Below are 19,995 nucleotides of genomic sequence, written 5' to 3' on the forward strand. Positions count from 1 at the left end.
CGCGGCATGGCCGAAGACGACTACCTCATCCTGCCCAGTCCGTTTGACGTCGCGCCGGGCAGGGTGCTCCTGCGCGAACCGCGTGACGCCGACCCGACGGTGCTTGAAGCGCGGCTGCGTGCCGGCACCTACGAGCACCCCTTCGTGGTGGATGACGGCGAACATCTGACGCTGTATCTGGGCTCGATCGAGCTTATCCAGACGGTCATGGACAAGAACGATCCTCAAGCGCTCATGCCCGGTTACAGCCAGGCCATGATGATGTTCCTGCTTTTCAATCCGCAGCCACGCGACATCCTCATGGTGGGGCTGGGGGGCGGGGCCCTGCTCAAGGCCTGTCGTGCCCAGTTGCCTCGCGCGCGCATCGAGGCGGTGGATGTGGACCCGGCGGTGCTGGGTTGGCGGACGCTGTTTCAGCTGCCGCTCGATGATGCCCGGCTTGCGGTGAGCGTGGGTGACGGGGGTGTGTTCGTCGCGGCGCATCGGGGCGAGGTGGATGTCCTCATGATCGATGCCTTCGACGAGACCGGTTTCGCCCCTTCGCTGGATCGCCACGAGTTCGTCGCCCATGCCCACGCCGCGCTCTCGGCGCGCGGGCTGATGGTCACCAATCTGGCCGGGCCCGGCGCCGCCTACGGTGAGTTCCTCATGGCGATTCGCGAGGTGTTCGACGATCAGCTGCTGGTGGTGCCGGTGAGGGATGACGGCAATCACGTCCTGCTGGCCTTCAAGGACCCGTCGATGAGACCGGTCTGGCACCGGGTTCAGCGCATGGCCGCAGCGCTTGAAGCGCGCACGAAGCTTGCACTCGGGCGCTTCGTCGACGACGCGCAACGCATCGGTTGGCGGCGCCTGCCAGACACCCTGTGGCAGGCTGACTGAGCGTGATCCGGATCACGCCCGGCAATGGCTTCGGCGCCGGGTTGGTCGGAACGGTCGACCAGATCACGCTGTTCACCCGGCGGGTTACATAAAGTGGCGACGCACTGGGCGCTTGCGCCCGCACACCGCTTCGGGGAACAAGGAACAAGAATGAAAGCAAAACACCTGATCGCACTTGCACTGGCCTCCGTGGCGGGTGCGGCCAACGCAAATCTCATCGCCAACGGTGATTTCAATGCAGGCCTGTCCGGCTGGACGCTCCAGAATGGCGGTAGTGGCGCCTGGTATGCCGATGGCGTCGGCACGACAACCCCGTTCAGCAATCACCAGACCAGCAGCGCCGGCGGTGGTGCCGGGACCTACGCGGTGACCGACCAGGGGGGTGGTGGCTTGCACGTGATGTCGCAAGTCTTCACCGTCAGCGCAAACCAGCAGGTGACGGTCGAGTTCGATCTGTTCGCCAACAGCTATGGCGGTAACGTCATCGACTGTGGTGTGATTGCCTACAACGTTGGCCCGTGCCAATACACCATGGTGGATATCGTGCGCGCCAACGTGAATCCGCTCTCGCGTTCGGGCGGTGACGTCGTCGCCACACTGCTCTCACCGTTCGTGGATCCGCTGTCGAATCCCAATCCGTTCACCAGTTACGCCTTTGATGTCTCCGCATTCCTTGCCGCGGGTGGCGATTTCCGTCTGCGCTTTGCCGAAGTGGATAATCGTGGCTACCTCAACGTGGGCGTAGACAACGTCAGTGTGCTGGCTGAAAGCGTGGTGCCGGAGCCTGCCTCCATCGCCCTGATCGGCCTTGGCCTCACCGGCCTGATGGTGTCCCGCCGCAAGAAGCAGTCCTGATGCACGCGTGAGCCCAAGGCGCATTGCGTTGAAAAAAGCCCGGCACATGCCGGGCTTTTTTCATGAGCGTGGCGGGCGCGCTCAGCTTGTGGGCGCGTCACGCTTGAGTGTCTTCGCCAGCCCCTCGATCAGGTCTCCGGGCATGGGGAACACGATGGTGTTGCTGCGGTCGTTGGCCACCTGGGTGAGGGTCTGCAGGTAACGCAGCTGCATGGCGCCGGGCTCGCGGCCGAGCATCTGGGCGGCCTCCATGAGGCCGACGGCGGCCTGCTTTTCGCCCTCGGCATGGATCACCTTGGCCCGCCGCTCGCGCTCGGCCTCGGCCTGGCGGGCGATGGCGCGGATCATCGACTCGTCGATGTCCACATGCTTGATCTCCACGTTGGCCACCTTGATGCCCCAGGCGTCGGTCTGAGCGTCGAGGATCTTCTGCACGTCCATGTTGAGCCGGTCGCGTTCGGTGAGCATCTCGTCCAGCTCGTGCTTGCCGAGCACCGCCCGCAGCGTCGTCTGGGCCAGCTGGCCGGTGGCCATCAGGTAGTTTTCCACCTGGATGATGGCTTTCTGCGGGTCCACCACGCGGAAGTACACCACCGCATTGACCTTCACCGACACGTTGTCGCGGGAGATCACGTCCTGGCTGGGCACGTCCATGGTCACCACGCGCAGGTCCACCCGCACCATCTGCTGCAGCCCGGGGATGAGGATGATCAGGCCGGGCCCCTTCACGCTGGAGAAGCGCCCGAGGGTGAACACCACGCCGCGCTCGTATTCGCGCAGGATCTTGATCGACGCGGCAATGAGTGCGATCAGGACGATGAGGATGGGCGCAATGCCCGTGAGTGTATCGAAGTTCATGACTGACTCCCGTGATCGGTGTCGATGGGGGTGACGCTGAGGGTGAGGCCGTCCAGATCGGTGACGCGGATGGCGGTGCCGGGGGACAGGCCGGCGGGGTTGCGCAGTTGCCACCACTCGCCGTCAACATGCGCCCACAGGGCACCGTCGTCGCGGGTGTCCACATAGCCGGCGGCGCCGATGAGTGATTCGCGTCCGCTCGCGATCGGCCGCTGGCGGCTCTTCACGAGCAGGTTGCCGGCCAGGAAAATCAGCCCGGCCGCGGCCAGTGCGACGCCACCGAGGAAGGGCAGCGAGATGCCAAAGCCGGGCACGTCGCGATCCATGAGAAACAGCCCCCCGAGCATGAAGCTGATGATGCCGCCGATGCCCAGCACGCCGAAGCTGGGCATGAACACCTCGGCGCCCATGAGCAGCATGCCGAAGGCGATGAGCGCCACGCCGGCCCAGTTGATGGGCAGCATCTGCAGGGCATACAGCGCCAGCAGCAGGCAGATGGCGCCGGCCACGCCCGGCACGCCGAAGCCGGGGCTGGTGAACTCCACGAACAGCCCGTAGAAGCCGATCATCATCAGCACCACGGCCAGTTGCGGGTTGGCCAGCACCGCCAGCACCTGGTGCCGCCAGCTCGGCGCAATGCGCTCGATGGTGGCGTCCGCCGTGTGCAGCGTGCGCATGCCGTCGTGCAGGCGTACCTCGCGCCCGTCGAGCTGGCGCAGCAGATCGGGCAGGTCGGTGGCGATGATCTCGATCACGCCGCTCTCGAGCGCGGCCTTGGCCGACAGGCTGGCCGCGTCCCGCACGGCTTCTTCGGCAAAGCTCACATCGCGTCCGCGCAGTTCGGCCAGACTGCGGATATAGGCAATGGCATCGTTGGTGGCCTTGCGGGCGAGGGTGTCGCCGCCCAGTGAGGGTGTGATGCTTTCCTTGTCTGCTTCACCCTCGCCGGCCTCGGCCGGCGTGTCGGGCTTGCCACTGCCCCCGGGCATACCGCCCACGGCCACCGGTGAGGCGGCGCCCAGATTGGTGGCCGGGGTCATGGCCGCCACATGGCTCGCGTAGAGGATGAAGGTGCCGGCGCTGGCGGCGCGCGCGCCTTCCGGATGTACCCAGGTCACCACCGGCACGGGGGAGGCCAGAATGGCCTTGATGATCTGGCGCATGGAGGTGTCCAGGCCACCGGGGGTGTCGAGGGCAATGACGATCGCCTCAAGCCCGTCAGCCGGCTGCAGGCCACCGACGATGAAGTCCGCCGAGGCCGGCCCGATCACCTCGGCCACCTCCAGCACACGCACCTGTGCGGCCTGGGCAACGCCGCCGAGAAGGGGCAGCAGACCCAGCAGCATCAAGAGCGATTGTCTCAGATAGCGCAGCGCGCACATGCGGGCCTCCCGCAACGGGTGAATGGCTTCAGTCACTTCAAGTCTAGATCACCGGGTCTGACGCGCGTGTGCCTCGCGGGTTCCCCGGGCTTTCCCGTACCATGGCGGCGAATGCATTTCGACCATGAGGCGCCCCGAGCCGTGACTGACGAGCAACCCAACAATCCACTCCACGGTATCACCCTTGAGCGGGTGGTGACCGAACTGTCCGAGCATTACGGCTGGGCGGGCCTGGCGCAGCGGGTGAACATCAACTGCTTCAAGAACGAGCCCTCGGTAAAGTCCTCGCTCAAATTCCTGCGCCGCACACCCTGGGCACGGGCCGAGGTCGAAGCTCTGTACGTGGACACCTTCAGCTGACCGGGCGTCGACGCCGGCGGGCGCGGGCGCCCATTGTCCCTGACGTGCGTGGGGTCTATGCTCTTGCGCGTGATCCCTGTCCAGGTGTTTGCGTAAGGTGCTTCTGATCGAGTTCTTCCGGCATCGGCGTGATGCGGCCACTGGCCAGCGCATCCGCCTCGGGCGCAGCCGCCAGCTCGATCGCATCTTCCGCCGCATTCTCATCGCCGGTTGCGTGCTGCTGCTCATGTTCGCGGTGGGTAGCGTCGGTTTCTACTTCATCGGCGGCGAGGCCACCACCTGGTCAGATGCCGTCTACATGACGCTCATCACCCTCTCGACCGTCGGCTACGAAGAAGTCATGCCCATTCAGGGCACGGCCGACCGCCTGTTTACCGGCATCATCTCGCTGGTGGGGTTCGGCGCGGTCACCTTCATGTTCACCACCCTGTCGGTCTTCTTCCTCGAAGGCGATCTGGACGAGACCCTGCGGAGACGACGCATGGAAAAGCACATCAGCAAACTCAAGGGCCACTACCTGATCTGCGGCTACGGCCGGGTGGGGCGCAACGTGGCCGAGGAGCTTGACGCCACGCACCGGCCCTACGTCGTGATCGACGCTGACGAGGAACGGCTTGCCGCCGCCCGCGAACGCCAGCCCGATCTGCTCTGTCTGGCGGGCGACGCCAGCGACGACGACCTCCTGCTGGCCGCCAATATCGAGGCGGCCGCCGGCGTGTTCGCCGTCACCGACGACGACAGTCGCAACCTGATGATCGCCCTCACGGCCAAACAGCTGTGCCGCTCGACCCGCGTGGTGGCACGCTGCATGGAAGTGCGCAACAGCCCCAAGCTGCGCAAGGCCGGCGCCGACATGGTCATCGCGCCGGATTTCACCGGTGGCCTGCGCATCGCCGCCGCCATGCTGCGCCCCGGTGTGCTGAGTTTTCTCGATGACCTGATCCGTTCGGAGACCGCGCACCGGGTCGAAGAGATTCCCCTCCCCGAAGGCTTTGCATCCCGCCCGCTCGAAACCCTCGATCTGCCGGGCAAGGACGTGGTGTTGCTCGGCGTGCGCGAGCACCGGCACTTCCGCTTCAACCCGTCGGCCGATACCTGTCTTCAGGCGGGGCAGGTGCTGGTGGTGATGTGCGCGCCGGAAGCCCGCAAGGCCGTCGAGCAGGCCATCACCGGATAGCGATGGGCGCCATCGTGGGGTGCCGGTCTTATTCGACCACGAGTCGTCCGTTCGACCAGCGCACGACCTCAAACTCACCACACTGAAGGCATTTGTACCAGTTCATCGTATTGCCGCTCAGTTCAAGGGCGCTGAACGCCGCTTCGCTTCGGTCTGTGACCATGTGAGCTTGTGGTGTATTGCCTGTCAGCGCCAGCAGGAAGCGGCCGGTTTGTCCTGCCGGGGTCCTGTAGACGCCAACGAGGTATCGCTCTGGCGCGCCGTCTCCATTGAGATCGGCTGACGCGCTCAACCGGAGTTGAGTATTGGTCAGTGCTTTCAGTTCGGTATCGGAGACAATCGCTTCCAGCTTTTTCAGCGTAAGTTCGCTCGCACCTGACCACGCCGGATTCAATTGCGAGATGGGTATGCCCGCTACTTGTTGATCGTTTGCGTCCAGATGGAGCGTGAGCCACCACGCCGTGAGGGGCTCGGCGGGAGCCGGGGGCTCAGCGCTGGTGCAGGCTGCTGACAGCGAGATGCACGTGATCGCTGCACCGTACTTGAGCTTACCAATCCACATGCCAGTGACGACCTCCTGCGGCGCGTGGCTCACGAATGACGTGGGCTCCCAGCGCGCGAATTCTTGCTTCGATCCGGTTCAGTGTGTTTGCGTTGCCCACAGGCCAGCTGATGTCACGGGCTGAATTCGATAGATGCTTCGAGACAACAGCCCCGTTGCGTACAGCACGAGTGATGATGATCTCAAAGGCGTCGATCGTATCGTCAAGCGACGCGTTCATGTTGGTCAGATACCACTGATCCATCTCATGAATGTGGGGCCGGGGAAGATAGGTCCGGATAAATTCGTTTCGATCAGCGCGGATACGCTCTGCCATCAATTCAGCTTGGCGGCGCAGCGTTCGAGCGCGGCCGGTGATGCGAATGCCAGCCGATGGAAATTCTTTTTGAATGGTGGCGATCAGTTGATCGATTGTGGAGACTCTTCCCGATAAAACGGCGGAAGCCATGGCGCGTCCTGATTTGAGACAGATCGGGTCAGGATAGGTACGTGCCAAAAAATGTCAAATGAATTAATAGGGCGCCCGGTGCCTGTCGCCTGTTCCCGAGAGCGTCGAGCCGTGCCGCTCAGGGGGCCGTCAGCGTCTTCAGGTTGTGGCGCATGAGCCCGGTGTAGGTGTCGGCGCCGTCCTTGCGGGACAAGGCGTCGGCATACAGGGCGCCGCCCACGGTGGCGCCGGTCTCGCGCCCGATGCGCTGGATCAGGCGGTCGTCTGCCAGGGTTTCGAGATACACCCGATCCACGTTCAGCTCGCGCAACTGGCGGATCAGGTCCGCCACGGCAGCGGCCGAGGGCGCGGCTTCGTTCGACAGGCCCGCTGGCGCCAGAAAGTGCAGTCCATAGGCATGGGCGAAATAGCCGAAAGCGTCGTGCGGTGTCACCACCGTGCGTCGCGATGGCGGCAGGCTGGCAAAACCGGCCCGCAGGTCTTTTTCCAGGGTGTTGAGCTGCGCCAGATAGGCCGCTTCGTTGGCTTCGTAAATGGACTTCCCGGCCGGGTCGGCGGCGATCAGGGCGGCGGCAATGGTGCGCACGTAGTTCATGGCGTTGGTCGCATCCAGCCACGCGTGCGGATCGGCCATGCCGTCATGGTGATGTTCGTGCCCCGGCTCGTCGTGGCCTTCATCGTCGCGCTCGAGCGGCGTGACCTGGGACGAGGCGACCACATGGGTGCCGGTGAAACGCGCCGACTGCATCATCGGGTCGATCCACGGGTCGAAGCCCAGCCCGTTGCTCACCAGCAGGTCGGCGTCGCGCAGGCGACGGATGTCCGAGGCGCGCGGGTCAAAGGCATGGGCGTCCTCGTCGAAACCGACCAGAGTGGTCACCGTCACCCGGTCGCCACCGATTTCGCGGACGAAATCCTGCAGGATCGTGAAGGTAGTGAGCACCCGCAGGGCGGGTTCGGCAAAGGCAGTGCTGCTGAGCGAAAAGCACAGCATCAGGGAGGCAAGAAAGCGGGTCATGCAGTGGCCAGACGTTGTCGGGGTTTGAGGGGGGCGCCGGCGAGTACCAGCATGTAGATGAGGCCCAGGCTCAGGACGACCGAGGGGCCGGCGGGCAGGTCGAGATGGAAGGACACCAGCAGGCCGGAGATACTGCCTGCCAGTGCAGCGGCCACCGCCACCACCAGCATGGTGTCGAGCCGTTCGCAGACGAGGCGTGCAGTGGCTGCCGGCAGAATCATGATGCCCACCGCCATGAGCGTGCCCAGGGCGTGGAAACCGGCGACCAGATTGAGCACGGCCAGCAGCAGGAAGCCCACATGGGCGAGGGTGCCCGGCCCGCCGGCCTGACGCATGAAGTCCGGGTCGGCGCACTCGATGACCAGCGGGCGGTAGAGCACGGCAAGGCCGAACAGCGAGACCGTGGCGATGCCGGCGATCAGTACCAGCGCGTCCGGGTCGAGTGACAGCACCGAGCCGAACAGCACATGCAGCAGGTCGATGTTGCGGCTCTTGATCGACACCAGCAGCACGCCGATGGCCAGTGAAATCAGGTAGAAGGCCGCCAGGCTGGCGTCTTCGCGCAGGGCGGAGCGACGCGCCACCAGGCCGGCCAGCACGGCTACCGCTACGCCGGCGGTCACGCCACCCAGGGTCATGGCGCCCAGCGACATGCCGGAGACCAGATAGCCGATGGCGGCGCCGGGCAGGATGGCATGCGAGATGGCGTCGCCCATCAGGCTCATGCGCCGCAGCAGCATGAACACGCCAATGGGCGCCGCGCCCAGCGACAGCGCCACGCAGGCGGCCAGCGCGCCGCGCATGAACTCGAACTCGAAGGCTTCAAACATGCTGCGACTGGCCCAGCGCATTGCGCAGGAAGGCGTGGCGCGGGGGCACGAATTCGCCGGCGGCGGGTGCCGGGGTGGCGCGCACGGTCAGCAACTCCTGGGTCGGCACCAGCTGGGCATGACCGTCATCCACCGACAGGCACCATTCGAAGCGCTGGCGCACCAGTTCCACGTCGTGCAGCACCACCAGCACCGTGCGTCGTTCATCGTGCCACTCGTCGACGATGCGCATGAGCGCGTCGCGGGTGGGGCGGTCGACCCCGGCGAAAGGCTCGTCGAGCAGCAGCAGGGCTGCGTCCTGCAGAATCAGGCGGGCAAAGCGTGCCCGTTGCAACTGGCCGCCGGAGAGGGCGCCGATGGGGCGACGGGCCAGATCAGCCAGACCGGTGCGGTTCAGCGCATGCTCGATACGATGGCGGGTCTCACCCGTGAGGCGGCCGAACATGCCGGTATGGCCCAGCGCACCCATGGCCACGAATTCGAACACGCTGATCGGGAAGCGCACATCGACGGTGGCCGTCTGTGGCAGGTAGCCCATGCGCGCGCATGTGGCACAGCGATGCATCTGCCCGCCCATGGTGGGCAATTCGCCCGCAATGGTCTTGAGCAGGGTGGATTTGCCGGCGCCGTTGGGGCCGATCACCGCCACCCGCGCGCCCGAGGGCACGTTGATGCTCACGTCGTGAATGGTCGTGCGCCCGTCGTGGCCGGCGCTGATATCGGTCAGGCAGAGGGCATGCGCGCTCATGCGATGGCCCAGCCGGTGAGCGCCCACACCACGGCGACCGCCACGGTGGCGATCGCCAGCCGGGCGCCGACGCCGAAGGTCAGCAGCGAGTGAAAGGTGTGATGGGTCTGGGGCATGGATGCAATGTTTTATCGTGATTTTGATGGAGATAATGCAACGGAGTTGCGTTAGTTGCAAGCCGCGATCAGTGCTGATCGCCACAGGTGGGGCAGGCGCCGTGCAACACCAGCTCGGCCCGGTCCAGCTGATAGCCGCCGGGCAGATTCACTGCCACCGCGGGGGCCAGGCCCTCCAGGCACACCACCTTGCCGCAGCGGTCGCAATGAAAGTGCGCATGCTCGTGCGGAGCGGTGGCGGCCACGCCAAAACGCCGCGTCCGGCCGTCGCCCGCGGTCATGGTATGCGCCACGCCGACCTCCACCAGCCAGTCGAGGGTGCGGTAAAGCGTCACGCGGTCGTGGCGTACACCCTGGGCACTGAGCATCGCGGAAATGTCTTCGTGGGCCAGCGAGCCCTCGGACGAGAGCAGCACATCAAGGACCGCCACCCGGGTGCGGGTGACACGGCCACCGTTTTCGGCGATGAGGGAAGCAGCTTTGGATTCGGGCACGTTTTGCAAGTCAGTTGCAGCTGTTAATGCAACACTGTAGCATTTGCGCCGCCTCATGAACAACCCGCCGGTCCGCGAGACCGCGCATTCGGAGCCCCATGAAACTTCTGCCGATTGCCTTGCTGCTCACTCTCTCCGCCAGCCCGCTGTTTGCCCAGCACGCCCATGAGCATGGCGTGGCCCGCCTCGGGCTCGTCCAGTCGGGGTCCGAAGTCGGCGTCGAATGGTCCGGGCCGCTCGATACCGTCGTGGGTTTTGAGCACGCTCCATCCACGGCGGCCGAGAAACAGGCGCTGGCGGATGCCATCGAACGCCTGCGCAACCCGGTAACCGTGGTTTCGATGCCGCCCGCCGCCGGATGCCAGCTGATGTCCGCCAACGTCGCCATGCCGTTTCAGGCCGAAGACGCCGAGGGCGAGCACGAACACGAGCATGAACATGAAGACGAGCAAGAAAAGGGAGAGGGCGCCGACGCCATGCACGGTGAGCACGCCGACCTGATCGTCACCTATGACTTCACCTGCCAGCACCCCGAGGCACTCAAGGTGGTGCAGGTCACTGCCTTCGACAGCTTCGAGCGCCTGCAGCGGGTCGAAGCTGCCGTGCTCACCGACACTCGCCAGGGGGCGGCGCGCCTCACCCGGGAGAACACGGCGTGGACGCTCCCGACGCCGTGAGTGCCGCGGTCACACTCGACGGGGTGCGCTTTGCCTGGAAAAAGGCGAGTGCGCCCTGCCTCGACATCGTGCATTTTTCGCTCGGCCGGGGTGAGCGCGTCTTTCTCCACGGCCCCAGCGGAAGCGGCAAGAGCACGCTGCTCTCGCTCATCGGCGGCGTGACCGTGCCCCAGCTCGGTTCGGTACAGGTGCTCGAGAAGGATCTGACCGTGCTCACCGGCCCGGCACGTGACCGCCACCGGGCGGACCACATCGGCTTCATCTTCCAGCAGTTCAACCTCATTCCCTACCTGTCGGCGGCGGACAACATCACCTTGCCGTGCCGCTTCTCGCGCAAGCGCGCGGCGCAGGCGGGCGATCTGCCGCGTGCCGTGTCGCGGCTGGCAGAGCATCTGGATCTGTCGGCCGACGTGCTCGACGCGCCGGCCGCCGAGCTGAGCGTGGGGCAGCAGCAACGGGTGGCCGCCGCCCGGGCCCTGATCGGCGCGCCCGCGCTGGTGATTGCCGACGAGCCCACCTCCGCGCTCGATGCCGACCGGCAGGCGGCGTTTCTCTCCTTGCTGCTCGATGAATGCCGCGAGGCCGGCTCGGCGCTGCTGTTCGTGAGCCACGATCTGTGGCTGGCCGACCAATTCGACCGCACCGTGCCGCTGGCGGAGATCAATCGGGCCGGGATGGAGACGGCGGCATGAGGCTGCCGGTTTTCTTCCTCACCTGGGCCAGCCTGCGCAACCGCGCGCTGGCCAGCGTGCTCACGCTCATTGCCATTGCCCTGTCGGTCACCCTGCTGCTCGGGGTGGAGCGGCTGCGCAACGACGCCCGCGCCGGCTTCGCCAACACCCTGTCGGGGACCGACCTCATCGTCGGTGCGCGTAGCGGTGCCGTGCCGCTGCTGCTGTATTCGGTCTTCCACATCGGCGATGCCACCGCCAACGTGAGCTGGCAGAGCATCCAGGCCCTTGAAAAGATGCCGGCGGTGGACTGGGTGGTGCCCGTCTCGCTGGGCGATTCGCACAAGGGCTACCGGGTCATCGGCAGTACGCCGGACTTTTTCGCCCACTATCAATATGGGCGCCGCCAGCCACTGGCCTTCGCCCAGGGCCGTGCTTTCGAGGGGCTGTTCGATACCGTGGTCGGCGCCGAGGTGGCCCGCAAGCTGGGTTATGCGCCGGGCAGCCGCATTGTGCTCTCGCACGGCGCGGGCGAATTCACCGGTGCCGAGCATGGTGACAAGCCCTTCACCGTCACCGGGGTGCTCGCCCCCACCGGCACCCCCATCGACCGTGCCGTGCTGGTGAGTCTGGGGGCCATCGAAGCCATCCATCTGGACTGGCAGGGCGGCAGCCGCATTCCGGGTGTGCAGATCCCGCCCGAGTTCGTGAAGAAATTCGACCTGAGTCCCAAGTCGGTCACCGCCGCCTTTGTCGGCCTCAAGCAGCGCACCGCGGTGTTCCGCGTCCAGCGCGAGATCAACACCTTCAAGGCCGAGCCCCTGCAGGCCATTCTGCCGGGTGTGACGCTCGATCAGCTGTGGCGCGTGGTGGGCGTGGCCGAGCAGGTGCTGCTGGCCGTTTCGGGTTTTGTGGTGCTGGTGGGTCTGTCCGGCCTGGTAGCCATGATGGTGGGCGCGCTGTCGGCCCGCCGCCGCGAACTGGCCATCCTGCGTGCCATGGGCGCCGGCCCGCGCGACATCTTCACCCTGCTGCTGGCCGAGAGCCTGTTGCTGTCGGTGGCCGGTGGCGTGCTGGGCGTGTTCATCCTGTGGCTGGCCAGTACCGTGGCCGCCCCCTGGCTGGCGGCTGTCCACGGCGTGCAACTTGTGCCCCGTATCATCGATCTGAGAGAGTGCGCCCTGCTTGCCGGGGTGGTGGGCGCGGCGGTACTGGCCAGTCTGGTGCCCGCGTGGCGCGCTTATCGATATTCGCTCGCCGATGGCATGAGCGTGAGGATGTGAGCACAAAGACGATGGCCACCGACATTCTGCCCTTGCGGACAACGACCCGCCGTGGCACGACACACCCCCTCCCCTTCAAGGGGAGGAGCGCTCACCCCTCTGAATGGACCTGCATATGAAACACGTGCTGATATCCACCCTGATCTGTCTGGCGACCCTCGGCGTCCACGCCGAGGACTACCAGGTGGGCGACCGCCTTGCCAAGCCCGCGGCCGAGGCGGCCGGGAGCTACAAGACCATCACCTTCGACGACCTCATGCCGCTCGATTGGGACCCCAACGCCATCTTCAAGGAAATCGACCTCAGTGCCCTGCAGGACAACGACCCTCGTGCCGCCGAGATGATGGACAAGATCAAGCAGGCCTGGGAGCAGGCCCCGGTGGTGCCGGCGCTGTCGGGCCAGAAGATCCGCATGGCCGGCTTTCTCGTGCGCCTCGAAGGCGACGACAAGGAAATCCGCGAATTCCTGCTGGTGCCGTACTTCGGCGCCTGCATCCATGTGCCGCCCCCGCCCGCCAACCAGGTGGTGTACGTGAAGCCGCGTAAACCCGTGCCGGTCGGCCCCGACATGGGCGCGGTGTGGGTCAATGGCATCATCAGCCTCGCCGCCGCCAAGACTGATCTGGGCGATGCCGGCTACCGCATCGACGCCATCGAGGTCGAGCCGTATCGGGAAGAGGGGCAGTGAGCTTTGCCGGCCGCCGCCTGATGCCGCACCCCCTGCTGCGCCGATGGCTCGGCCTGCTGTGCGTGCTGCTCGTGCTGGCGTCCACCCAGGCGTTGTTGCACCCCTTCAAGCACCTGCCAGGCTTTGGCAGTGCCGCGCCAACGCTCAGCGCGTCAGATCTCGATGACGCCGGCCTCGACCTGCCGGGCCACGCCGAAGACCGCGTCTGCTTCGACTGCGTGGCCGGGCAGGTGGCCCGCGTGGCCATGCCGGTCACGCCCTGGGTCATCAGCCTCAACGCCACCGCCCGAACGGGCTGGACGCCACCCCCCTGTACGCCGGACGGCCGCTGTCCGGCGCGGCCCCGCAGCCGCTCTCCGCCCCTCGGCTGAGTCGTTTCACCTCCCCTGACTGAAACCGACCAGCCGGACCCGCCTTCGGGCGTGTCCGGTCACTGTTCGTGCGCCTGGCGCACGACGAACCGATTTGACGGAGAAATTCCTGATGTTTGCCCCCACCCCCCGCCGCATGGCCCTCAGCCTGGCGCTCGCCCTGTCTTTCCCCCTGCCGGCCCTGGCCGCCGACGATGCCGAACTGTCGGCCCTGCGCGATGAGATCCGCCAGCTGCGCGCGGCTTACGAGCAGCGCCTTGCCGACCTCGAATCCCGGCTTGAGCAACAGCAGGCGGCCCCGGCCCCGGCCGCCGCTGCGCCCGTCGCGCCCGTGGCCCATGCCGCCCCCCGTGGCGGTGGCTTCAATCCCGACGTCTCGCTTATCCTCATGGGCCAGTACCGGCGCATGAAGGACATCGACGAGCGTCACATCAGCGGCTTTACCTCGGTGGCCGAGCATGGCGATGACGACCACGCCCATGGCGCCGGGTCGCGCGGCTTCTCCATCGACCATTCCGAACTGGTGTTCTCGGCCAACATCGACAACCGCTTCACCGGCCTGGCCAACTTCGCCATGGCCGATGGCGAGGTCGAAGTGGAAGAGGCGTGGTTCGAAACCCTCGGCCTCGGCCACGGGCTCACCGTGCGTGGCGGTCGCTTCCGCTCCGGCATCGGTTACGCCAACCAGCAACACCCCCACGCCTGGGACTTTGCCGACGCCTCGCTCATGTATCAGGCGCTGTTCGGCGAGCACGCCAGCTATGCCAATGACGGCCTGCAACTGCGCTGGGTGGCACCCACCCCGGTGTATCTGGAATTCGGCGCCGAAGTGGGCCGCGGCGCCAACTTCCCCGGCACCGACCGCGACACCAACGGCGTGGGCAGCGGCGCGCTCTATGCCCACCTGGGCGGCGACGTCGGCACCAGCCACAGCTGGCGCGCCGGGTTGTCTTACCTCAACGCCCGGGCCGAAGACCGCCATTCGCACTTCGAAGACGTGGGCGGCGAAGAGGTGCATACCAACTTCAGTGGCACCAGCCGGGCCTGGATTCTCGACGGCGTGTGGAAATGGGCGCCCGACGGCAACGCCCGCGACCGTTACCTCAAGCTGCAGGGCGAGTACTTCATCCGCAAGGAGCGCGGTGATCTGGAATGCAATGGCGCCACCGGCACTGCCTGCGACGGCGGTGTGGACAGCGATTACCTCACCCGGCAATCCGGCTGGTATGCCCAGGCGGTCTATCAGTTCATGCCCGAATGGCGCGTCGGCCTGCGCTACGACCGGCTCGACCCCGGCACCCAGGACTACGGGGTGAACAACGCCAATCTCGAGCGCGAGGACCACAACCCCCATCGCACCACCCTCATGGCCGACTGGAGCCCTAGCGAGTTCGCCCGCCTGCGCCTGCAATGGGCCCGGGACCAGTCCATGGCCGGCGAGACCGACAACCAGCTGTGGCTGCAATACATCATGAGCCTGGGCGCCCACGGCGCGCACACGTTCTGAGGGCGCACGCATGAAACGCATCCTTTCTTTCGGCCTGCTGCTCATGGCGCTGGCCACCCCCGCCTGGGCGGGGCTCAAGGTCTTCGCCACGCTCCCAGAATGGGGCGCGCTGGCGCAGATCATCGGTGGCAACGAGGCGGACGTGTTCGTGGCCACCCACGCCCGGCAGGACCCGCATCATGTGGACGCCCGCCCCAGCCTCATTGCCCGCGCGCGGGCGGCCGATCTGGTAGTGGCCAATGGCGCCGAGCTGGAGATCGGCTGGTTGCCGGTGGTCCTGCGCAGCGCCGGCAATGCCGCCACCGTGCCCGGGCGGCCGGGCTATTTCGAGGCCGCCGCCCAGGTGCCGCTGCTGGAGATCCCCGCGCGCCTCGACCGGGCCGATGGCGACGTGCACGCGGCCGGCAACCCCCACATCGGGCTAGACCCCCGGCGGTTGCTGACCGTGGGTGCGGCGCTCACCGAGCGCATGGCCGCCCTCGACCCGGCCCAGGCCTCGGCCTATCATGCCAACTGGCACGCCTTCGCCACCCGCTGGCAGGGCGCCATCGACGGCTGGTCGGCCCAGGCTGCGCCGCTTCGCGGGTCGGCCATCGTGGTGCATCACACCGCCTATCCCTACCTGGCCGACTGGCTCGGCCTCAAGCGCCTGGGCGCCCTGGAGCCCAAGCCCGGCGTGGCGCCCACCTCGGCCCATCTGGCGGGTCTGCGCGCGCAGATGGCCGACACCCCGGTGCGGGCCATCCTGCGCCCGCCCTACACCAGCGAGGCGCCGGACCAGTGGCTGGCCGAGGCCACCGGCGTGCCCGTACTCGATGCGCCCATCGCGCCGGCGGAAGCCACCGAGCAGGGCTTGCGTGACTGGTACGCCGGTATCGTCACTGCCCTCGTCAAGGCCGCGCCATGAGCCCGCCCGCCCGGCCGCCCGAAGGGCACGCGAACCACCCCCGGGGAGGATGTCGCGTCAGCGACAGGAGGGTCGTTCAATGAGCCTGCTGCGCCTGTCGGCCTTCCGCTTCGGGCGCGGGCAGGTGCTTGCCCGCGCGCTCGATCTTGACCTGATCGCCGGTGAGCAGGCGGTGCTGCTCGGCCCCAACGGGGTCGGCAAAAGCACCTTCCTGCAGGCGCTGCTCGACCCCGCGCTGCGCCTCGGGGGCGAGCTCCACCTCGCTCCCGGCGCGCGGGTGGGCTATCTCGCCCAGTCGGGCGAAGCGCTCGACGCTCTGCCGCTCAGCGGCCGCGAACTGCTCGGCCTCACCCAGGCCACGCCGGCGGGCCTGCCCCCGGCGCTCGGCGCCTGCCTCGACCAGCGGCTCGATGCCCTCTCCGGCGGGCAACGCCAGTTCCTGCGCTTCTGGTCCATCGCCGCCGCGCCCTTCGACGTGCTGCTGCTCGACGAGCCCAGCAACAACCTGGACGAAGCCGGCGTGCGGGCCTTGCAGCACTGGCTTGCCCAGCCCCATCCCGCCCAGGCGGTGCTGCTCGTGACCCACGACAGCCGTCTGGTTGCCGCGCGCCAGCGTCGTCTGAGCCTGGAGCCGGCATGAACTGGGACCTGCTCCTCGACCCCCTGTTTCGCCTGCCCTTCGTCACCGGCCTGGGCCTCGCCATCGGCCTGCCGCTACTCGGGCTCTACCTGCGCATGCGGGGCGAATGGCTCGCCGTGCTCGGCATCGCCCAGTTGGCCGCCCTCGGTGCGCTCGCTGCCAGCGTGTTCGCGCTCCCCGGCCTGCTCGGCGCGGGTGCGGCCGGCGTGGGCGCCGTCGTCGCCAAGCGCATGGGCCGTGGCGGCGGCATGGGCGCCTATGTACTCATGCTGCTCATCGGCTGGTCCCTCGCCGTGCTGCTGCTTGCCAACCACCCGGCCATCGAGCACGTGGGGCAGGGCCTGTTCGACGGCCAGCTCTATTTCGCCGACAGCGACCACGCCCTCGCCACGCTGGTCATCACCATCCTCGGCGGGGCACTGCTCCACCGCCACGGCCAGCGGCTGCTGCTGGCCCGTGCCCACCCGGTGCTCGCTCGCGCCTGCGCACACACCCGCCGGGCGCACTGGCGTTTCGACTTGCTCGTGGGCATCAGCGTGGGGGTGGGCATCCTCTCGCTGGGCGTCATGGCCGCCTTCGCGCTCACCTGGGTGCCCGCCTGGATCGTGTTCGACCGCGCCCGCAGCTGGCGGCAGGCACAAAGGCAGGTGGTGATGGTCGGCGTGCTCGGCTATGCCGCGGCGTTCGTGGTCGCGCTGGTCGCGGATCAGCCTTTCGGGCCGGTGTGTGTGGTGGGGGTGCTGGGGGCCGGGTTGGTGGTGCGGTGGGGGGGCGTGAGGCGATAAATGGCGTTGCGAGCGGTCTGACCGGGTTCTGGACGCATGCCCGCTTCAGCATAAGCACGCCCTGTATAAAAACACCGGAGTCTGCTCCCAATAGTCGACCGATGACGTCGAGATTCTTTACAAATTATTAAAATTTGTAAAAAGTCACACTCCAAGTCATTGAATTTCAGGAGGTATTGCTAAAGGCATAGTTATTGCGGGTGTCGTTGCCGACTGTTACCGGTCGCACAACGGAGACAAACACCATGCGAACAACACTCAGAACAATCGCATCGTTCGTGGGCGTGCTTCTCGTCCCGGCCGTCCATGCGGCCGTCATGTACGACGCAGGCGCGCTCAATTTCGAGAGCACCAACCAGTCGATGTGGGGTAGCGGCAGCGCCTACGTCAATACCAACTCGGTCTTTGTCGGCACCCAATGGAGCAACAAGACCGCCACCATCGGCGGCATTGCCGGCGACCCCAATACGGTCATCATTCCCGGCACCAACGACTACACCATTCGCTGGTTCGAGCCGCGCATCAACCTGGGCTTCACGTCCATCGGTTGCGGTTGCACCCGCAGCAAGACCATTCCCGGCATTCCGCCGGTGACCGCCGACACCCGCACGGGCGCCGAGATCAACCTGCACACCTCCGGCAAGGTCGGCCTCGAGTTCGGCTACACCATCGACAGCGGCTCGATCAACACCACCGCCAATTTCAACGCCTCGGCCATCGTGCCGGACCAGATCCAGGCGGCGCAGTATTTCAGCCTCAACACCGCCAGCGTACTGGGCAGTGGCACGATCCAGAGCCAGTCGCCCAAGGTCGAGGCCTACATGAGCGCGATCATGCAGCTGTCGGGCTCCATCGACGCCCAGGCCTGTCTCGTGCCCTTCGGCTGTTCGGCCAAGGGCACCGCCGCCTTGCCGACCATCGACCTCAACCAGCGCATCCTGTCGGTGGACCCGAACAGCATCAAGGTGCTCGACGGTGCCGGGCCCGGGGGCGCGCCCATTGCCGAGACCACGCTCTTCAACCAGAGCCTCACGCTTGAAGGCGGCCTGAGTGCCACCCTGGTTCCGGGCTTCAAGCTCACCACGCTCAACGGCGCGGCGACCATCGTCAACACCATGCCCCCCGTGCCGTCGGTGACGGCCGACATGGCCGAACTGACCGTACAGTTGCCGGACATCGCTACCAGCGGCTCGGGCTCGAATGCGCCGATCACCTCCAGCGGGCGCGACGATGTGCTGTCGGCCCAGGTGGATCTGGACGGCATGGCCACCATGTTTGCGGGCCTGCCCCCGACCGGCCTCAACTTCGACCTCATCGACACCCCGGTCTTCAAGGTCGGCGCCTCACTCGACCTGATCGACGTCGATGCCGGGCCGGTTCTCGGGCTGGCGCAGGACTTCGAGTTCTCGCCCACGCTGATGACCACCATCAACTTCAGCAACCCGGTTGAAATCGCCGGCATGATCGGCCCGCAAACCTCCTGGACCGGTAAATGGAGCGACCTGCCCGCCATCGCCATTTCCCAGACCACCACCGCCAACCCGGTGTTCTGGATCGACGCCTTCCTGACCAACAACATGGGTCTGGATCTCGGGCTCGAAGGCACGATGGACCTGCTCAAGCTCGGCGCCACGGCCTCGGTCGGCGGCATCGATGTGCTCGGCCTCAACCCGCTGAGCCTCAACAACCTGCTCGGCCTCGACAACACCCTGTTCTCGACCGACAAGCTCCTGTTCGACATCTTCAGCGACACCTTCGGCCTCGGCGGTTTCGACCCGATTCAGGGCTCGCCCATCCTGCTTGCCCTGGCCACCGATCCCGGGCAGGGCGGCAATCTGGTCCCCGAGCCCGGCACCCTGTGGCTGGCGCTCGCTGTGCTTATCGGCTGGGGCGCCACGCAGCGGCGTGGCCGCGCTGCTTCGACGCCGGGCATGATCGGCGCATAATGCCGGCATGTCCCTGAAAACCTGCCTGCTGCTGCTCGGCATCGGCCTGTCGCTGCCTGCGGCAGCCGCCGATGGCAAAGACCAGTTCGCCGTGCGTGGCGCCAGCCTCATCGACTGCGCCGTGTTCTCCCGCGAGCACGCGGCGCGCGCCGATGTCTCAAAGATCGTCGCCTCCTGGGTCGATGGCTACGTCTCCGGCATCAACCAGGCCACGCCGGACACCTACGACATCCTGTCCTTCGAAACCACCGAGCTGATCCTCGAAATCGTCGACCGTCACTGCCGCGAGCGCCCCACCGACCGGGTGTTCTCAGTGGTGCACAAGCTCTTCGAACAGCTCAAGGCCGACCGGATCAAGGCCCGCGCCGACAAGATCCTCATCGAACAGGACGGGCGCGACGCCCAGCACTACACCGAGCTGATCCAGCGGGTGCAACGCAAGCTCAAAGCCGCCGGGCTCTATCAAGGCAAGGCCGACGGCCAGTTCAGCCCGGCACTGTCCTCAGGCATTGCCAAGTACCAGACGTCCATCGGCTTCGAGCCCACCGGCTTCCCCGATCAGGCGACCCTGTGGCGATTGCTGCGCAGCAAATAAGTGGGTGTTCGCCGCGTTCAGGTGGGGTGAGTCGCGTAGGGTGGGTTAGGCGTAAGCCGTAACCCACCATTGGGCGTCTCAATCTGGAACCCCATTCCATATCGGAGACACGGCCCCGCGCCCGATGCGTGCCGTCTCAAACGGCGTTCGACCTCGGGCAGCATCTGCTTATTCACCGCCGCTTGGTGCGTTACG

Annotated in this window: 23 protein-coding genes; 15 read left to right on the forward strand and 8 right to left on the reverse strand. The window is 66.5% G+C overall.

Features of this window, described 5'->3' with window-relative positions; translation table 11 throughout:
* Positions 1–6: 6 nt before the first annotated feature.
* Complete coding sequence (locus tag J0W34_RS00945; RefSeq protein WP_230970341.1) at positions 7–882, forward strand: spermine/spermidine synthase domain-containing protein; 876 nt, start codon at positions 7–9, stop codon at positions 880–882.
* Between the two features lie 150 nt (positions 883–1,032).
* On the forward strand, positions 1,033–1,737 hold the full coding sequence (locus J0W34_RS00950) for a PEP-CTERM sorting domain-containing protein (protein ID WP_230970342.1): 705 nt from the start codon (positions 1,033–1,035) through the stop codon (positions 1,735–1,737).
* 81 nt (positions 1,738–1,818) lie between these two features.
* On the opposite strand, the gene J0W34_RS00955 is transcribed toward J0W34_RS00950, so the two are convergent.
* Both J0W34_RS00955 and J0W34_RS00960 read right to left on the reverse strand, forming a co-directional pair.
* Positions 1,819–2,595 (reverse strand): slipin family protein, encoded by a 777-nt coding sequence (locus J0W34_RS00955; RefSeq protein WP_230970343.1) that lies wholly within the window; start codon positions 2,593–2,595, stop codon positions 1,819–1,821.
* A complete protein-coding gene (locus J0W34_RS00960; protein ID WP_230970344.1) occupies positions 2,592–4,013 on the reverse strand; it encodes an NfeD family protein in 1,422 nt (473 codons plus the stop codon). Before J0W34_RS00960 ends, J0W34_RS00955 begins: the two co-directional genes overlap by 4 nt.
* A 105-nt stretch (positions 4,014–4,118) precedes the next feature.
* Here J0W34_RS00960 and J0W34_RS00965 point away from each other — a divergent pair, with 105 nt between their 5' ends.
* Together J0W34_RS00965 and J0W34_RS00970 are read left to right on the forward strand one after the other, a co-directional pair.
* Positions 4,119–4,337: a VF530 family protein gene (locus J0W34_RS00965; RefSeq protein WP_230970345.1), complete on the forward strand. Its 219-nt coding sequence runs from the start codon at positions 4,119–4,121 to the stop codon at positions 4,335–4,337.
* Positions 4,338–4,434: 97 nt separating this feature from the next.
* The gene (locus tag J0W34_RS00970; RefSeq protein ID WP_230970346.1) at positions 4,435–5,514 is read left to right on the forward strand and encodes a potassium channel family protein; all 1,080 of its coding nucleotides are present in this window, start codon (positions 4,435–4,437) and stop codon (positions 5,512–5,514) included.
* Between the two features lie 28 nt (positions 5,515–5,542).
* On the opposite strand, the gene J0W34_RS00975 is transcribed toward J0W34_RS00970, so the two are convergent.
* The 6 genes from J0W34_RS00975 to J0W34_RS01000 all read right to left on the reverse strand — a co-directional run bounded on the left by J0W34_RS00975 (position 5,543) and on the right by J0W34_RS01000 (position 9,730).
* Positions 5,543–6,076 carry a hypothetical protein gene (locus tag J0W34_RS00975; RefSeq protein ID WP_230970347.1) on the reverse strand — a complete coding sequence of 178 codons (534 nt, stop codon included), beginning with the start codon at positions 6,074–6,076 and terminating at the stop codon, positions 5,543–5,545.
* Positions 6,063–6,524: a hypothetical protein gene (locus J0W34_RS00980; RefSeq protein WP_230970348.1), complete on the reverse strand. Its 462-nt coding sequence runs from the start codon at positions 6,522–6,524 to the stop codon at positions 6,063–6,065. The genes J0W34_RS00975 and J0W34_RS00980 overlap by 14 nt, the downstream gene beginning before the upstream one ends.
* A gap of 118 nt (positions 6,525–6,642) precedes the next feature.
* On the reverse strand, positions 6,643–7,542 hold the full coding sequence (locus J0W34_RS00985; protein ID WP_230970349.1) for a metal ABC transporter solute-binding protein, Zn/Mn family: 900 nt from the start codon (positions 7,540–7,542) through the stop codon (positions 6,643–6,645).
* A complete protein-coding gene (locus J0W34_RS00990; RefSeq protein ID WP_230970350.1) occupies positions 7,539–8,372 on the reverse strand; it encodes a metal ABC transporter permease in 834 nt (277 codons plus the stop codon). The genes J0W34_RS00985 and J0W34_RS00990 overlap by 4 nt, the downstream gene beginning before the upstream one ends.
* Positions 8,365–9,120 carry a metal ABC transporter ATP-binding protein gene (locus tag J0W34_RS00995; protein ID WP_230970351.1) on the reverse strand — a complete coding sequence of 252 codons (756 nt, stop codon included), beginning with the start codon at positions 9,118–9,120 and terminating at the stop codon, positions 8,365–8,367. The genes J0W34_RS00990 and J0W34_RS00995 overlap by 8 nt, the downstream gene beginning before the upstream one ends.
* Before the next feature lie 184 nt (positions 9,121–9,304).
* A complete protein-coding gene (locus J0W34_RS01000) occupies positions 9,305–9,730 on the reverse strand; it encodes a Fur family transcriptional regulator (RefSeq protein ID WP_227815147.1) in 426 nt (141 codons plus the stop codon).
* 98 nt (positions 9,731–9,828) lie between these two features.
* Between J0W34_RS01000 and J0W34_RS01005 the strand changes: the two genes are divergently transcribed.
* The 11 genes from J0W34_RS01005 (at position 9,829) to J0W34_RS01055 (ending at position 19,800) form a co-directional block, all read left to right on the forward strand.
* Positions 9,829–10,407: a DUF2796 domain-containing protein gene (locus tag J0W34_RS01005; RefSeq protein WP_230970352.1), complete on the forward strand. Its 579-nt coding sequence runs from the start codon at positions 9,829–9,831 to the stop codon at positions 10,405–10,407.
* Positions 10,386–11,099: an ABC transporter ATP-binding protein gene (locus tag J0W34_RS01010; RefSeq protein ID WP_230970353.1), complete on the forward strand. Its 714-nt coding sequence runs from the start codon at positions 10,386–10,388 to the stop codon at positions 11,097–11,099. Before J0W34_RS01005 ends, J0W34_RS01010 begins: the two co-directional genes overlap by 22 nt.
* Positions 11,096–12,361, forward strand: coding sequence for an ABC transporter permease (locus tag J0W34_RS01015; RefSeq protein WP_227815150.1), 1,266 nt, complete (start codon positions 11,096–11,098; stop codon positions 12,359–12,361). The genes J0W34_RS01010 and J0W34_RS01015 overlap by 4 nt, the downstream gene beginning before the upstream one ends.
* Before the next feature lie 115 nt (positions 12,362–12,476).
* Entirely contained in the window at positions 12,477–13,049 is a 573-nt protein-coding gene (locus J0W34_RS01020) for a DUF3299 domain-containing protein (protein ID WP_230970354.1), read from the forward strand.
* On the forward strand, positions 13,046–13,420 hold the full coding sequence (locus J0W34_RS01025) for a hypothetical protein (protein ID WP_230970355.1): 375 nt from the start codon (positions 13,046–13,048) through the stop codon (positions 13,418–13,420). Before J0W34_RS01020 ends, J0W34_RS01025 begins: the two co-directional genes overlap by 4 nt.
* Before the next feature lie 112 nt (positions 13,421–13,532).
* Entirely contained in the window at positions 13,533–14,927 is a 1,395-nt protein-coding gene (locus J0W34_RS01030) for a TonB-dependent receptor (RefSeq protein ID WP_230970356.1), read from the forward strand.
* 10 nt (positions 14,928–14,937) lie between these two features.
* Positions 14,938–15,834 carry a metal ABC transporter substrate-binding protein gene (locus J0W34_RS01035; protein WP_230970357.1) on the forward strand — a complete coding sequence of 299 codons (897 nt, stop codon included), beginning with the start codon at positions 14,938–14,940 and terminating at the stop codon, positions 15,832–15,834.
* A gap of 79 nt (positions 15,835–15,913) precedes the next feature.
* Entirely contained in the window at positions 15,914–16,474 is a 561-nt protein-coding gene (locus J0W34_RS01040; protein ID WP_230970358.1) for an ATP-binding cassette domain-containing protein, read from the forward strand.
* Positions 16,471–17,259, forward strand: coding sequence for a metal ABC transporter permease (locus J0W34_RS01045; protein ID WP_230970359.1), 789 nt, complete (start codon positions 16,471–16,473; stop codon positions 17,257–17,259). The genes J0W34_RS01040 and J0W34_RS01045 overlap by 4 nt, the downstream gene beginning before the upstream one ends.
* 245 nt (positions 17,260–17,504) lie before the next feature.
* Positions 17,505–19,205, forward strand: a complete 1,701-nt coding sequence (locus tag J0W34_RS01050; RefSeq protein WP_230970360.1) for a hypothetical protein — start codon at positions 17,505–17,507, stop codon at positions 19,203–19,205.
* Positions 19,206–19,212: 7 nt separating this feature from the next.
* On the forward strand, positions 19,213–19,800 hold the full coding sequence (locus J0W34_RS01055; protein WP_230970361.1) for a peptidoglycan-binding domain-containing protein: 588 nt from the start codon (positions 19,213–19,215) through the stop codon (positions 19,798–19,800).
* Positions 19,801–19,995 lie beyond the last annotated feature (195 nt).

Origin of the sequence: Nitrogeniibacter aestuarii, assembly GCF_017309585.1 — a bacterium.
Classification (GTDB): domain Bacteria; phylum Pseudomonadota; class Gammaproteobacteria; order Burkholderiales; family Rhodocyclaceae; genus Nitrogeniibacter; species Nitrogeniibacter aestuarii.